Source organism: Kushneria sinocarnis (genome assembly GCF_003633775.1).
Taxonomy (GTDB): Bacteria; Pseudomonadota; Gammaproteobacteria; order Pseudomonadales; family Halomonadaceae; genus Kushneria; species Kushneria sinocarnis.
Genome location: NZ_RBIN01000004.1, coordinates 252,469 through 266,433, shown reverse-complemented (window position 1 = coordinate 266,433; position 13,965 = coordinate 252,469). Strand labels below are relative to the sequence as shown.

At 64.0% G+C, this 13,965-nt stretch carries 11 protein-coding genes; 9 read left to right on the top strand and 2 right to left on the bottom strand.

Annotated features, from left to right (window positions below):
• Positions 1-242: 242 nt before the first annotated feature.
• The gene (locus C7446_RS08000) at positions 243-1,523 is read left to right on the top strand and encodes a malic enzyme-like NAD(P)-binding protein (RefSeq protein ID WP_121172562.1); all 1,281 of its coding nucleotides are present in this window, start codon (positions 243-245) and stop codon (positions 1,521-1,523) included.
• A 111-nt stretch (positions 1,524-1,634) separates the two neighbouring features.
• On the opposite strand, the gene C7446_RS07995 is transcribed toward C7446_RS08000, so the two are convergent.
• Together C7446_RS07995 and C7446_RS07990 are read right to left on the bottom strand one after the other, a co-directional pair.
• On the bottom strand, positions 1,635-2,459 hold the full coding sequence (locus tag C7446_RS07995; protein WP_245977766.1) for a DUF481 domain-containing protein: 825 nt from the start codon (positions 2,457-2,459) through the stop codon (positions 1,635-1,637).
• A 65-nt stretch (positions 2,460-2,524) separates the two neighbouring features.
• Positions 2,525-5,053, bottom strand: coding sequence for a penicillin-binding protein 1A (locus C7446_RS07990; RefSeq protein WP_121172560.1), 2,529 nt, complete (start codon positions 5,051-5,053; stop codon positions 2,525-2,527).
• 175 nt (positions 5,054-5,228) lie between these two features.
• Here C7446_RS07990 and pilM point away from each other — a divergent pair, with 175 nt between their 5' ends.
• From pilM to C7446_RS07950, 8 genes are all read left to right on the top strand, one after another.
• The gene (gene pilM, locus C7446_RS07985) at positions 5,229-6,326 is read left to right on the top strand and encodes a type IV pilus assembly protein PilM (RefSeq protein WP_121172559.1); all 1,098 of its coding nucleotides are present in this window, start codon (positions 5,229-5,231) and stop codon (positions 6,324-6,326) included.
• Positions 6,323-6,940: a PilN domain-containing protein gene (locus C7446_RS07980; RefSeq protein ID WP_121172558.1), complete on the top strand. Its 618-nt coding sequence runs from the start codon at positions 6,323-6,325 to the stop codon at positions 6,938-6,940. The genes pilM and C7446_RS07980 overlap by 4 nt, the downstream gene beginning before the upstream one ends.
• Positions 6,937-7,602, top strand: a complete 666-nt coding sequence (locus C7446_RS07975; protein WP_245977765.1) for a type IV pilus inner membrane component PilO — start codon at positions 6,937-6,939, stop codon at positions 7,600-7,602. Before C7446_RS07980 ends, C7446_RS07975 begins: the two co-directional genes overlap by 4 nt.
• Positions 7,599-8,138 carry a pilus assembly protein PilP gene (locus C7446_RS07970; RefSeq protein ID WP_121172557.1) on the top strand — a complete coding sequence of 180 codons (540 nt, stop codon included), beginning with the start codon at positions 7,599-7,601 and terminating at the stop codon, positions 8,136-8,138. The genes C7446_RS07975 and C7446_RS07970 overlap by 4 nt, the downstream gene beginning before the upstream one ends.
• Positions 8,139-8,157: 19 nt before the next feature.
• Entirely contained in the window at positions 8,158-10,260 is a 2,103-nt protein-coding gene (locus C7446_RS07965; RefSeq protein ID WP_121172556.1) for a type IV pilus secretin PilQ, read from the top strand.
• Positions 10,260-10,802 carry a shikimate kinase AroK gene (aroK, locus tag C7446_RS07960; RefSeq protein WP_121172555.1) on the top strand — a complete coding sequence of 181 codons (543 nt, stop codon included), beginning with the start codon at positions 10,260-10,262 and terminating at the stop codon, positions 10,800-10,802. Before C7446_RS07965 ends, aroK begins: the two co-directional genes overlap by 1 nt.
• Before the next feature lie 34 nt (positions 10,803-10,836).
• Positions 10,837-11,919 (top strand): 3-dehydroquinate synthase, encoded by a 1,083-nt coding sequence (gene aroB, locus C7446_RS07955; protein ID WP_121172554.1) that lies wholly within the window; start codon positions 10,837-10,839, stop codon positions 11,917-11,919.
• Between the two features lie 333 nt (positions 11,920-12,252).
• Positions 12,253-13,614, top strand: coding sequence for a CitMHS family transporter (locus tag C7446_RS07950; protein ID WP_342768358.1), 1,362 nt, complete (start codon positions 12,253-12,255; stop codon positions 13,612-13,614).
• The last annotated feature ends 351 nt before the right edge of the window (positions 13,615-13,965 follow it).

Genomic DNA, 13,965 nt, shown 5'->3' with positions numbered 1-13,965 from the left:
ACGTGTTTGACGTTGCCTCGGGGGCATGCGCGTCCGGAGCCTCGGATGAGCGCTACATCGGCTGTTGCAAAGCGGGGAAGATAACCCCTGGTTTATGGCGAAAAGATCAGCCATAAGATCTACCGAATATCGACAAAGGTTTAAACTAAATCCTTGCATGACAGTGACTTGAGGAAGTTGTCGGGAATGCCCGTTTTCTATAGGCTGATCGGATTATCTCTCGTCAGGAGTGCCTGATACTCATGTCCGATTCACGCAGACAGGAAGCTCTGGACTATCACGCCAGGCCCATTCCGGGAAAACTGTCGGTCGAGCTCACCAAGCCCACGCACAGTCAGAAGCATCTGGCGCTCGCCTACAGCCCCGGCGTGGCCGAGCCGGTGCGGGAGATTGCCCGCGATCCCGAAAACGCCTATCGCTATACCGGCAAGGGCAATCTGGTGGCCGTGATCTCCAACGGTAGTGCCATTCTGGGTCTGGGCAACCTCGGGGCGCTGGCCAGCAAGCCGGTCATGGAAGGCAAGGGCGTGCTGTTCAAGCGGTTTGCCGGCATCAATGCCGTGGATATCGAGGTGGATGTCGCCGAGCCGCAGGCCTTCATCGACACCGTGGCCAATATCGCCGGCAGCTGGGGCGGCATCAATCTGGAGGATATCAAGGCGCCGGAGTGCTTCGAGATCGAGCATGCCCTCAAGCAGCGCTGCAACATTCCCGTCTTTCACGATGATCAGCACGGCACGGCGATCGTCACCGCTGCCGGGCTGCTCAATGCGCTGGACATTGCCGGCAAGTCGCTCGAGTCGGCGCGGATCGTCTGCCTCGGGGCCGGCTCTGCCGCGATCGCCTGCATGAAGCTGCTGATTGAAATGGGGGCGTGCAACGAACGGATCGCCATGCTCGACAGCAAGGGCGTGATTCATGCCGGGCGCAGCGATCTCAACCCGTACAAGGCGCAGTTCGCCACCGAGACCGAGCACCGCACGCTCGATGATGCCATCGAGGACGCCGATGTCTTCATCGGCCTCTCCGGACCGGATCTGCTGAGCGCCGAGCAGCTCAGGCGCATGGCCGACAACCCGATCGTGTTTGCCTGCTCCAATCCCGATCCCGAGATTCATCCCGATGAGGCGCATGCCGCGCGTGACGACGTCATCATGGCGACCGGACGGTCGGATTACCCCAACCAGGTGAACAATGTGCTGGGCTTTCCGTTCATCTTCCGCGGCGCGCTGGATGTGCGCGCCAGCGAGATTACCGAAGGCATGAAGGTGGCCGCGGTGCATGCGCTCAGCGCTCTGGCCCGCGAGCCGGTGACGCAGGAAGTGCTGCAGGCCTACGAGATCGAACGTCTCGAGTTCGGCCGGGGCTACATCATTCCCACCCCGGTGGATTCGCGCCTGCTGGAGCGGGTCTCCGGGGCGGTGGCGCAGGCCGCCATCGAGGCGGGAGTAGCGGGCCGGGGCTACCCGGAGCACTATCCGCTGAAGGGGGTCGATGAGATCTACGGCAACTCGCCGGGCTGAGGCCGGCTTGAGCACCGCGGGCCCCTCTGAAGAGGGGCCTTTTTTATCCGGTTCCGCAGGGTGGCCGATTATCCCGGTCGGCTACGGTGCAAAGGCCGCGTCCGATCGATGTCAGAAATTGTAGACAACCGAGGCCGCGGTGGTGCGGTCGGTATGCGCTTCGGCTTCATCCGGCGGGTTGGAGTTGCTCTTGAGCTCGTGTGAAACCCGCAGTGACAGGCTCGAATTCAGCGCCACGGAGATGGCGGTGTAGGAGCGGGCGGTAATGTTGTCGGAGGCGGCCTCGATCGAGGCCTGCTGGGTAAAGCTGGCCGTATCGGTCAGCTGAAAGTCGTAGTCGAAGGCGCCATAGCCAACGGCGTTGTGCTTGCTGCCGCCGCCCTCGAAATCATCGAACCGATACCCCGGGCCCCCTTCGATCGACAGCTGCTGGTGGTCGGTGTCGAGCAGCTGGCGGCCGTAGCCGGCGATGGTGGTGAACTGGTTGTCGTAACCGGAAAAGCGCTCCTTCTCCCAGCGGCCCAGCTCGAACAGGTAGTTCGAGTCGCCCAGGTTGTAGCGCTCGCGCTGACCGACCAGATACTGCTCGGCACTGGTGTTGCCACTGTCACGCACGCTCTTGGTCTCCATGCGAAAGGTGTGTGTCCACTTTTCGCTGTACCAGGAGAGGCGTCCCTTGGCCAGCAGGGTCTCGGTATTGGTGTTACCGGAGAGTGCGGTATAGCCGAGCTCGGCATGGCCGCTGAAACCGCTGTTCTGATCGGAGGCCGGCGGCGGGGCGTAGAACAGCGATTCGGCCTCCGATTCGGCACGGGCGTGAGATGCTCCGGGGCCGAGGCTATAGAAGGTCAGCAACAGTGCCGGCAGGGCAGCGGGCGTTAGTGCATGCCGCTTGCATGCAGTGCAGAGAGCGTTCATGTCGGATACTGATGTCATGTTCCCGTCACCAGACGGTGACGGGACGTGGCCGGGGTTGTAAACGTCAGTGGGCTGGGTGGCCATCAGAAAATGGCATCATAGCTGCCGGTGCCCTGAGAGCCGCTTTCATCCTCCAGCTCCGGTTGGACCGAGCGCTTCTGATAGGGCGGCAGGTTGTCCTTGCGGAAGAGCTCGGTGATGCCACCCTGCTCTCCGTCGCGCAGCCGCTTGCCGGTATCCGGGTCGATGCGAACCCGCACGATATCCTCCGGTTGCGGCGGAGTCGCCTCGGGTGTTCCCTCGAGCGCCGGCCCCATGAACTTCATCCAGATCGGCAGGGCTGCCTGGGAGCCGTATTCGGCAATCGTCTTGTTGGAGTCCTTGCCGACCCAGACGGTGGTGACCAGCGAATCGTTGAAACCGGAGAACCAGGCATCGCGCTGATCATTGGTGGTACCGGTCTTGCCGACGATATCGCTGCGATTCAGGGCACGGGCGGCCTGACCAGTTCCCTTTTCGATGACATCGCGCATGATGCTGTGGAGCAGGTAGACCGACTCCGGACTGGCGATGCGCTCGGCGATGGGATAGGTGCGGCCATCAATGGTCACGGTCGAATCGAGCGGATCACAGCTGCGACAGGCCGCGGGCGAGCTGGGAGCGCTGAGCAGGTTGTCATCGCTGTCGCCCTTGTGGACGGACGAGATGAACCAGGGCTGGACCCGGAAGCCGCCGTTGGCGATTTCGGCATAGCCGCGCGCGATCTCCAGCGGGGTCAGGTTGGCGCTGCCCAGGGCCAGCGAGAGGCCGTGCGGCAGGCGTTCCCGATCAAAGCCCATGCGCTGCAGGAAATCCAGGGTCTGATCGAGCCCGATCGAGCGCAGCACGCGGATCGTGACCAGATTGAGCGAGCGGTAGAGTCCCACCCGCAGCCGGGTCGGGCCGCCAAAGCTGCGCTCGGCGTTCTCGGGACGCCAGTCGTCCTGGCTGCCCACTCCTTCCTGCACGATCGGCGCATCATTGATGATGGTGGCCGGGGTCATGCCGTTCTCCAGCGCTGCCAGATAGATGAATGGCTTGAAGTTGGAGCCCGGCTGTCGCTGGGCCTGGGTGGCCCGGTTGTACTGACTGCGCTGAAAGCTGAAGCCGCCCTGGAGGGCGCGCAGGGCGCCGGTCTGCGGGTCGAGTACCACGATGGCGGCCTCGGCATCGGGTAGCTGGGCCAGTCGCCAGTCGCCATCCTCCTGCTGCATGACCCGGACCATGTCGCCGCGCCGGGCGATATCGGCCGCTGTATCGGGGACCGGACCGCGCCATTTCGGGCTCTTCCATTCCCGAGCCCATTTCAGGCCATCCCAGTCGAGGGTCACGACCTGATCGTTCTTGAGCAGTACCTTCATTTGCTGCCCGTTGTCGGCAACCACGATGGCCGGCTGCAGCGGGCCGAGCCGGGGAGTGCGATCCAGCACCTGGACCCAGTTGCTGACATCACCCTCGACACCGCTGACCGTGGTCCGGCTGCGCTCCGCGGCCTGGCGGGCGGTCTGGGCCACCTCCGGCGATTCGGAGAGTTCCTGCTCGAGTCCCTGATGACTGGCCCTGTCCTGCGCCTCGGCCAGCCCCGGGGGAATATCCTGCTGCTCCGGTCCCCGCCAGCCATGCCGGGTGTCATATTCGATCAGCCCCTGCACCAGGGCGCTGCGGGCATTCTGCTGCAGCTGGCTGTCGATGGTGGTGGTAACGCGATAGTTGCCGGTATAGGCCTCGTCACCGAAGCGCTCGAGCGCGAACTGGCGCGCCATCTCCGCGACCCATGGCGCCTGCACCTCGGGGGCGCTGTGGTGACGCTGCACGCCGATCGGTGCCTGGACCGCCTGCTGATAGGTCCGGTTGTCGATATAGCCCAGCTGCTGCATGCGCAGCAGTACCCAGTTGCGCCGGATCAGCGAGCGTTCGGGGTTGGCAATCGGATTGAGGCTCGAGGGCGCCTTGGGCAGGCCGGCCAGGGTAGCCATCTGCGGCAGGCTGAGCTGGTCGAGCGGCTTGTCGAAATAGGTCTCGGCGGCGGCACCGATGCCATAGGCGCCCTGGCCGAGATAGATCTTGTTGACGTAGAGCTCGAGGATCTGCTGCTTGCCGAGGATCTGTTCCATCTGCAGTGACAGCAGGATTTCGCGGATCTTGCGCGTGAAGGTCTGATCCAGGGTCAGCAGATAGTTGCGCGCCACCTGCATGGTGATGGTACTGCCGCCGGACTGGATGGCCCCGCTGGAGGCCAGTTCGACGGCGGCGCGTGCCAGTCCCTTGGGCGAGACGCCGATATGGTCGTAGAAATTGGCATCCTCGGCGGCCATCAGCGCATGCGTCATTTCGGGCGGGATGTTCTGACCCTTGACCAGCTTGCGGCGCTGGGCACCGAATTCACCGATCAGCTTGTGATCATTGGTATAGACCCGCAGCGGCATGGAGAGCTGATAGTGCTGTAACTGGTGGACATCGGGCAGGCCGGGGCCGAAGTAGATGGCGGCGCCGGCTACAGCCATGACAGTGCCTGCCGTTAATGACACCAGAAACCAGAAGATATGGAACACAAGGCGCTTGATGAACGTCATGTAACACGCGATCCGTCGAATGGGCGGGCGCTGTTGCCGCGCTGGATGGGGTCGTTCACGAGTCGGGCATTATAAGTAGCCGACACTGGGGCGACCAGCATAAAAGGGATAAGTATTTCGCCTGATCCCGTATGACGTCCAGTGCCGACATGCCGTTCGTGATGCGATCGGGATCATGCAGCCCGCGCAGACGCGGGGCAATACGGGAGAGCCGCGAGTGCTGGCCTGGGGGATATCGACAGGGGGGCTGATCGGGGTCGATATCACGTCGGCAACCGTCAAGCTTCTGGAACTGGTGCATCAGGGAGATCGTTTTCGTATCGAATCCTGGGCAGTGCAGCCACTGGCAGAGGGCGCTGTGGTCGAACGGCGCATTCGCGACATGGAGTCGGTGGTGGTGGCGCTCGGTCGGGCGCTCGAACAGGCCCGGCCGCGTGCGCGCCGGGCAGCCGTGGCCATTCCCTCGAGTGCTGCCATTACCAAGGTGCTGTCACTCCCCCGTGGCATGAGCGATGACGATATCGAAACCCGGATCGCTCTGGAATCTGACAGGCACATCCCCTTTCCGTTCAATGAAGTGGCCTTTGACTTCCATCGGCTTGGGGTCAGTGCCCGCCATGCCGATCAGGAGAATGTTCTGCTGGTGGCCTGTCGCCGCACGGATGCCCAGCTTTTGACCGACGCCCTGGAGCGGGTCGGGCTGAAACTCATGGCCGTGGATGTCGAATCCTTTGCCATGGAAAGAGCCTGTCGTCAGCTGATGCTGCAGACGGACCCCGAGGGTGGCGCCTGCTGTGCCGTAATCGATATCGGCGCCACCATGACGGCCTTTCATATCGTCCACGAAGGCCGCATCGTGCACTCCCGCGACAGCAACATCGGTGGCCGGCAGCTGACCGATGAGACCCGTCAGCACTATCGCCTGACCTTCGAGGAAGCAGGGTTGGCCAAGAAGCGCGGCGATCTGCCCGATTATGAAGCGAAACTGCTGGGGCCGTTCCGGAACGGCCTGGTGCAACAGATCATGCGGCTGCTGCGACTCTATTACACCACGGCCGGCGCCCGCGAGATTGATCGAATCGTGCTCGGTGGCGGCACCAGCCTGCTGCCGGGGCTGAAGGAGCAGCTGGCACGCGACAGCCGACTGCCGGTAGTGGGCGCCAATCCCTTTGACAGCATGCCGCTCAACGGGGCCATCGATCGGGCTGCGCTGACCCGCGATGCCCCGGCGATGCTGACGGCCTGTGGTCTGGCCATGCGGGTGGCACTGTGAAGCGTAGCGATGACGTCGGGGCGGCGCATGAGCTGCTGGGCATCAGCATCAATCTGCTGCCCTGGCGGGCGCGTCAGCGGGAACGCCACAACCGCATCTTTCTGCTCGTGGTGGTGGCCTGTGCGCTGCTGGGGGGCGGCATCGGCTGGGGCAGGGCGGCACTGGTCGGTCATCAGCTGCAGCTTGAGCAGGCACGGCTGGCGCACATTCGCGACAGCATGACCCGGCTGCAGCAGGACATCGCCTCGGTGCAGTCGCTACAGGCACGTCGCGAACAGCTGCAGGGTCGCATTGCGCTGATTCGCCGCCTCGAGTTCAGCCGGCCCTATACGGTGATGATCTACAACGCGCTGACCGCGACCCTGGTGGACGGGGTGCATTTCGATCGCGTGGCGCGTCACGGGGAACAGCTCGAGATCAGTGGCCTGGCAGGCAGCAATCGTCAGGTTTCCGAACAGCTGCGGCGGCTGGCCGGCAGCGATATCTTCGGCGAGCCGCAGCTGCAGGATGTGCGTGCCGATGACAAGACGCCACGAATGCGACGCTTCAACCTCATGCTCCCCGTCAATACCGGTGAGCCTGCCATCCGGGCAGGGGAGGAAGCGTCGTCATGATGCGTCGATTCCTGAAGCATCGGTCCGACTGGCACACCGAGTGGCGGCGCTTCCGCGAGGTGGAGTGGCGCAGTCTGGATCCGGCCGAGGCCGGTAGCTGGCCGAAGCCGCTGCAGCTTTTGTGCTGCGCGCTGGTCATGGCCGCTGGTATCGCTGCTGCCCAGTGGTTGCTGGTCACCCCGGGTCAGCAGGCGCTGGCGGATGCGCAGGACGAGGAGCAGCGACTGCTGGACGAGTACGGTACCCGGGCCTGGCAGGCTGCCAATCTGCCCCTGCTGCAGGCGCAGATGGGCACGCTCGACCGGCGCATGGAACAGCTGATTGCCATGCTGCCGACCGATACCGAAGTGCCTTCACTGCTGGATGGCATCAGTGAACTGGCCCGCCGCGCACAGCTGGAGATCGAGCTGCTGAAGCTCGAGCCCACCGTGTCGCACGATTTCTATATCGAGCAGCCGCTGGCGATCCGGGTGCGCGGCGATTACCACCATCTGGGTGCCTTCATGGCCGGCATGGCGGCACTGCCACGCATCGTGACACTGCATGATTTCACCCTGCAGCCGGTCGCCGACAGCGAGGGTGGCGGGGCGCTCAAGCTGTCGCTGCAGGCACGCACCTATCGTTATGTCGCGCGGGATGACAACCGGGACGGGACGCCATGAGCGGTTGCCGGGTGCGGGTGGCAGCACTGTTGCTGGGGTTGCTGCTGGGCGGCTGTCAGCATCCCGATATCGACGCTCTGGATGCCCACCTGCAGGCGCTGCGCGAGCGGCCGACGGGGCATGTCGAGGCCCTGCCCGAACAGCCGCTCTACCACTCGATCGATTATGAGCCGGGAGAGCGACGCGCGCCCTTCACGCCATGGCTCCCGGCGGCCCGCGCGGGAGCCGATGACAGCACCATCCGGCCGGATCCACAGCGCCCCCGTGATCCGCTGGAAAGCTTTGCACTCGATACGCTGCGTCTGGCCGGCACCTTCACCATCCATGGCCGCACCATGGCGCTGATCCAGACACCCGATGGCGAGGTGGTACGTCTGCGTCCCGGTGAGCATCTGGGCGAGCACGACGGCCGGGTCGAGACGATCGACAGCGGTCGGCTGGTGATTGTCGAGCTGATCGCCGATGGCCGGGGGGGATTCACTACCGAACGGCGCCAGCTGACCCTTTCGGCTACCGGTGCGCAGCGTACGCCATGATGGACGACAGGATGATGCCATGATTGCAAGACTTCTCCTTCTGCTGCTGGCGCTGAGCCTTCTGGCAGGTCGTGCCGAGGCGGCGACGCTGGGCAGCATTGATACCCGGTTGCTGGATGATGGCAGGCTGGCCATCGAGTTCGGGTTCGATACGGCCCCGGCCGAGCCCCGGGCGTGGCTGACGGATCAGCCGGCGCGGCTGGTGATGGATGTGCCGGAGGCCGTCAGCGGTCTTGCCGAACGCCGGCTCAGCGTGGCGCGCGGCGGTGTGCGAAGTATCACGGCGCTGAGTGATGAGCAGCGGCTGCGGCTGGTGATCGCGCTGCAGCGGTCACTGGGCTGGCAGCTCGAGCGTCATGGCAATCAACTGCGGCTGCTGCTGGGCGGGAGCAGTACCCAGGCCGCGGCCTCCGGGCGCGGTACCTTTCTGGATCAGCTCGACAGCGTCACCACAGGGGCCTCCGACAGGGCAGCCGATGACGGTATGGTGAGCCGGGTTGCCAGCACCGCATCGCCGGAGAGCGCCGCGCCGGCCATCACCGGATTCGATTTTCACAAGCTGCCGGAAGGTGCCGGCGAGTTGCGCGTCCATCTTGATCGCAGTGACATCACGCCGCAGCTCGAAACGCGCAGTGATCGGGTCGAGGTTCTGCTGCCCGGTGTGACACTGCCCCCGGACTGGCGGCAGACCCTGGATGTCAGCGATTTCGCCACGCCCGTGACGCGTGTGGTCCCCGAGCAGACCGCAGCAGGTACCCGGTTGGCCCTGAGCATCACGCCGGGTGCGGCAGCAGTCGCCAGCCAGCAGGGGCAGGATGTGGCAATCACCGTGTCGGCTCCGGACTCACGGGCTGCCCGTCTGCGCGATCAGCGCTTCCCGTTCGATGGCAGACGGGTCTCCCTGAACTTCCAGAGCATTGCAGTACGCTCCGTGCTGTCGATCCTGGCCGAGGAGGTCGGGCTCAATCTGGTGGTCAGTGACAGTGTCGGCGGCGACGTGACCCTCAACCTCAGCGATGTCCCCTGGGATCAGGCGCTCGATCTGATCCTGCGCACGCAGGGTCTGGCCAGCCAGCGGCGCGGCAGCGTGCTGCTGGTGGCGCCTGGCAGTGACCTGGCCGAGATGGCCCGCCGGGTGGCGGAAGCCGATCGCAGTGTCAGCGACAGTGCCACCCTGACCACGCAGTATCTGCAGATGCGCTATGCCGATGCGGCCGACATGGCCACCCTGCTGCGGGGTGACAACGGCCTCGGGCTGCTCTCCTCCCGGGGCCGGATTTCGGTCGACCCGCGGACCAATACGCTGCTGGTGCAGGATACGCGCGAGAACATCGAACAGATCAGAAACACGGTCGATCAGCTTGATGTACCGGTACGTCAGGTCCAGATCGAGGCCCGGATCGTGATCGCCCGGGATCGGGTGGCCCATCAGATCGGGGTTCGCTGGGGGCTCTCCTCCACCAATCAGCTCGACGCGGACAGCGTCAGCGTGACCGACAGCTCCAGCGGCAGCGGGCGCGCCTACGGCGGGCTCGCGGTGGACTATGGTGATAACACGGCCCCGGGCACCAGCGTCGGCATCGGTTACCTGACCGGTGATGTGCTGCTGGGGCTCGAGCTCAACGCGCTGGAATCCGAGGGCAAGAGCCAGACCATCTCCCAGCCCCGGGTGATTACCGCCAACCGGCATACGGCACTGATCAAGCAGGGCCAGGAGATTCCCTATCAGGAGAATCAGGGGGATACACTGACCGGCTCCTCGATCGAGTTCAAGGAAGCAGTACTGTCACTGGAGGTGACACCACAGATCACCCCCGATAATCGCATCATCATGGATCTGGTGGTGAACAATGATGATGTCTCCAGTACGCAATACAGCGGTCAGCCGGCCATCGATACCAACCAGATTCAGACCCGGGTGCTGGTCAGCAATGGTGAAACGGTGGTGCTCGGCGGTATCCTGTCGACCGAGCAGCTCAACAATCTCTCCAAAACCCCGTTTCTGGGCGATCTGCCCGGCATTGGTCGACTGTTTCGCTATTCCGAACGCTCCAATGAAAAGGTAGAGTTGCTGGTATTCATTACCCCGAAGATCATCGAGGATACACCAGCGGTGAACTGATGCAGGCCCTGCCCAACATTTTTCTGATCGGTCCGATGGGGACCGGCAAGAGTACCATCGGCCGCCTGCTGGCGGCCGAACTGCGTCGTCCGTTTCACGACAGCGATCACGAGATCGAACACCGCTGCGGCTGCGGTATTCCATGGATCTTCGATGTCGAGGGCGAGTCCGGCTTTCGCGTGCGCGAGGCCGAGGTGATCGATCGCCTGACCTCGCTCGAGGAGATCGTGCTGGCCACCGGAGGCGGCGCCGTCACCAGCAGCACCAGCCGTCAGTACCTGCGCGAGCGGGGGGTGGTGGTCTATCTGTCGACCACGCTCGAGCAGCAGCTCAGGCGTACCGCCCGCGATCGCAATCGGCCGCTGCTGCAGGGCACCGATCGGCGGGAGCGGCTGCGTCAGCTGATGGCCGAGCGCGAGCCGCTCTATCTGTCCACCGCGGATCTGGTGGTCAGTACCGATCGGCGCAGCCCCCGGGCCGTGGTCCGCGAGATCAAGCGCCGCGTCAGGCGCCTGCAGAATCCGCTCGAGCAGGATGCCTGACGAATTTCCGCTGCCTTCAACAGGACAGGATTGCATGCAAACGCTGAGTGTCGAACTGCCCGAGCGCCAGTATCCCATTCACATCGGACCGGGGCTGCTGGAGCGCGGTGAGCTGCTGACGCCGCACATCGCCGGGCGGCAGGTGATGATCGTGACCAACGAGACCGTGGCGCCCCGCTATCTCGAACGACTGAAGGCAGGTCTTGCCGATTACACCGTGGCCGAGGTCATCCTGCCCGATGGCGAGGCCACCAAGACGCTGGCCTCGGTGGAGCGGATCTGGGATGCCCTGCTGGCGCACGGTTTCAACCGCCGCTGTACGCTGATTGCCCTCGGCGGGGGGGTGATCGGCGACATGACCGGGTATGCGGCCGCCTGCTACCAGCGCGGGGTTGCCTTCATTCAGGTGCCGACCACGCTGCTGGCTCAGGTGGACTCCTCGGTGGGCGGCAAGACCGGTGTCAATCATCCCCGCGGCAAGAACATGATCGGCGCCTTCTGGCAGCCGAAGGTGGTCATCAATGATACCGCGACGCTGGCTACCCTGCCCGCTCGGGAGCTGTCGGCCGGGCTGGCCGAAGTGATCAAGTACGGTCTGATCCGGGACGAGGCCTTTCTCGGCTGGCTGGAGACGAACATGAGCCGCCTGCGAGCGCTGGATGACGAGGCGCTGAGTCATGCCGTGCGTCGCAGCTGCGAGCTCAAGGCCGAAGTGGTGGTGGCGGATGAAACCGAGCAGGGGGTGCGGGCGCATCTCAATCTCGGTCATACCTTCGGACACGCCATCGAAGCGGCCATGGGCTACGGCAGCTGGCTGCACGGCGAAGCGGTAGGCGCCGGCATGGTCATGGCGGCGGCGCTCTCGGCGCGGCTGGGCTGGATCAGCGAGACGGCCCTGCAGCGGACCGAGCGGATCATCGCGGCCGCCGGGCTGCCGCGGCATGCGCCGGCCGGGGTGGAGGCCGAACGTCTGCTGGAGCTGATGCGGCTGGACAAGAAGGTGCTGGATGATCGGCTGCGCCTGGTGCTGCTGCAGGCGCTGGGGCGTGCCTGTGTGACCGATGAGGTCGCCGACACCCAGGTGCGTGAGCTGCTGGTCGGCTGGCCCCGGCAGTAGGGCAGGGGCCCAGCCTGTCTTCATCCGGCACTGGAGGCAGGCTGACGGGCAATTTGTGTCTACGACTTTGGTAGCTTGTAGCGTGACCCGGAATCTTTCCGATCTGCAAGGAAAGTCGTCGTTTCCGGCGTTCGGATGAGAATGACTCTTTTTCACGCCCCCGGTGCTGCGACCAGAGTCTAATTGCAGCGTGGTTCCTTCGTTAAAAAATCCCGGACTTTCAGTCCTGTAAGTTTTGATGGCACGCCCGTGCCCGCTCTAGTCTCAACGGTTCGTTCGGCTCATCGCCCCTTTCGGGGACGGCCGAGGACCCTTGCGGACCTGATTCGGAGCATGACCATGCTGACCCTCATCGGCCTCGCCATCATCGTGACCATTGTGGTGCTGCTGCTGTTCGAGAAGATGATCCCGATCATCGCGCTCAGCGCCATCCCCTTCATCGGCGCGCTGCTCGCCGGCTTCAGCGTCGGGGAAATTTCCGGCTTTTTCGAGGAGGGTGTCACTCAGGTTGCCGGGGTCGCCTTCATGTTCATGTTTGCGATCCTCTTCTTCAGCCTGATGCGGGAGCGCGGCCTGTTCGAACCGCTGATCAACGGGCTGGTCAGGGTGACCCGCGGCAATGTGGTGGCAGTGGCCGCGATGACCGCTCTGGTAGCGGCCCTTGTCCACCTGGACGGTACGGGAGCCGCGACCTTCCTGATCCTGATTCCGGCGCTGATTCCGCTCTATCGCCGGCTGGGCATGAGCCCCTACCTGATGCTGACCATCCTGGCGACCAGCATGGGCCTGCTCAACATGGTGCCCTGGGGCGGGCCCATCGGCCGGGCAGCGGCGGTCACCGATGTCTCTCCCGTCGAGATGTGGCATGCCCTGATCCCGGTTCAGCTGATCGGGGTAGTGTTTTCCGTTATCGGCGCCATGCTGCTGGGCAGTCGGGAGCGCCGCCGCATCCGCCGGCTGGGGGGCGTTGAGGCGGCTGTTGCTGCCCATTACCCGCCGGGCAGCAACGCCGATCGCGCGTCGGCCGGCAGCAATGCAGAGCAGCTCCGCGAGGAAGAGAGCGAGGAGGAGCGTACTGCCGGTCTGCCACGCTTCTACTGGATCAATGCCGTCCTGACGCTGATCACCATTGCGGCCCTGGCCAGCGGAGTGCTGGCGCCTGCCTATGTGTTCATGCTGGCGCTGGGCGTCGGCCTGCTGCTCAACTATCCCGGCATTCCGAAACAGTCCCGCTTCATCGCCCATCATGCGCCCCAGGCCTTCAACATGGGGGCGATCATTGCCGCTGCCGGGGCCTTCCTCGGGGTGCTGGAGGGCAGCGGCATGCTGGAGTCGATTGCGCTGGATGTGACCCAGCTGCTGCCGCATCAGGCGATCGGCATGCTGCATGTCCTCGTCGGGGTGCTGGGCGTACCGCTTGAGCTGCTGACCAGTACCGATGCCTATTACTTCGCGCTGCTGCCGGTCATTCAGCAGATCACCGGCGGTGCCGCGGTGGGACCGCTCGAGGTGGCCCATGCCATGGCCATCGGCAGCATCGTGGGCACCTACATCAGCCCCTTTTCGCCCGCGGTCTGGCTGGCGCTGGGGCTGGCCGGTATTGAAATGGGGCGCTACATCCGTTATGCCTTTTTCTACCTGTGGGGGTTCAGCCTGATCATGATGCTGGTCGGTTATCTGTTCGGGCTCTATTGAATTGACGCTGTCCTGCGAAACGCGATGTGCTGGCTACCCGGGTTCGTCCCGGGTTTTTCATGTCCGAATGCCGTGCGCCGGAGCCAGCCGGCAGCGCTGGCACGCTGACAAAACAGCATGGCCCATGCATGATCGGCATGGAGATAAGTCATAGTGTGATTCACTGCGCTTCTGCCGCAGGAGCGTGCGTTTTTTCTTTATCTCGTTGAGAAGCTGTGCAATTTTGTTTGCCGTGGTGGGTAATTACGCGATTTTGCGATGATTTTGTCGCGAAAGTGGAGGAGTGAAATTTGCGCCGGGCTGGCCTTGTCGATATGCTCGATGCCTCTCCCGAACCCGCCAGCAGGACCC

Coding starts and splice junctions, on each gene's coding strand:
- C7446_RS08000 (WP_121172562.1), top strand. CDS start 243: ATGTCCGATTCACGCAGACAGGAAGCTCTGGACTATCACGCCAGGCCC.
- C7446_RS07995 (WP_245977766.1), bottom strand. CDS start 2,459: ATGACATCAGTATCCGACATGAACGCTCTCTGCACTGCATGCAAGCGG.
- C7446_RS07990 (WP_121172560.1), bottom strand. CDS start 5,053: ATGACGTTCATCAAGCGCCTTGTGTTCCATATCTTCTGGTTTCTGGTG.
- pilM (WP_121172559.1), top strand. CDS start 5,229: ATGCAGCCCGCGCAGACGCGGGGCAATACGGGAGAGCCGCGAGTGCTG.
- C7446_RS07975 (WP_245977765.1), top strand. CDS start 6,937: ATGATGCGTCGATTCCTGAAGCATCGGTCCGACTGGCACACCGAGTGG.
- C7446_RS07970 (WP_121172557.1), top strand. CDS start 7,599: ATGAGCGGTTGCCGGGTGCGGGTGGCAGCACTGTTGCTGGGGTTGCTG.
- C7446_RS07965 (WP_121172556.1), top strand. CDS start 8,158: ATGATTGCAAGACTTCTCCTTCTGCTGCTGGCGCTGAGCCTTCTGGCA.
- aroK (WP_121172555.1), top strand. CDS start 10,260: ATGCAGGCCCTGCCCAACATTTTTCTGATCGGTCCGATGGGGACCGGC.
- aroB (WP_121172554.1), top strand. CDS start 10,837: ATGCAAACGCTGAGTGTCGAACTGCCCGAGCGCCAGTATCCCATTCAC.
- C7446_RS07950 (WP_342768358.1), top strand. CDS start 12,253: ATGACCATGCTGACCCTCATCGGCCTCGCCATCATCGTGACCATTGTG.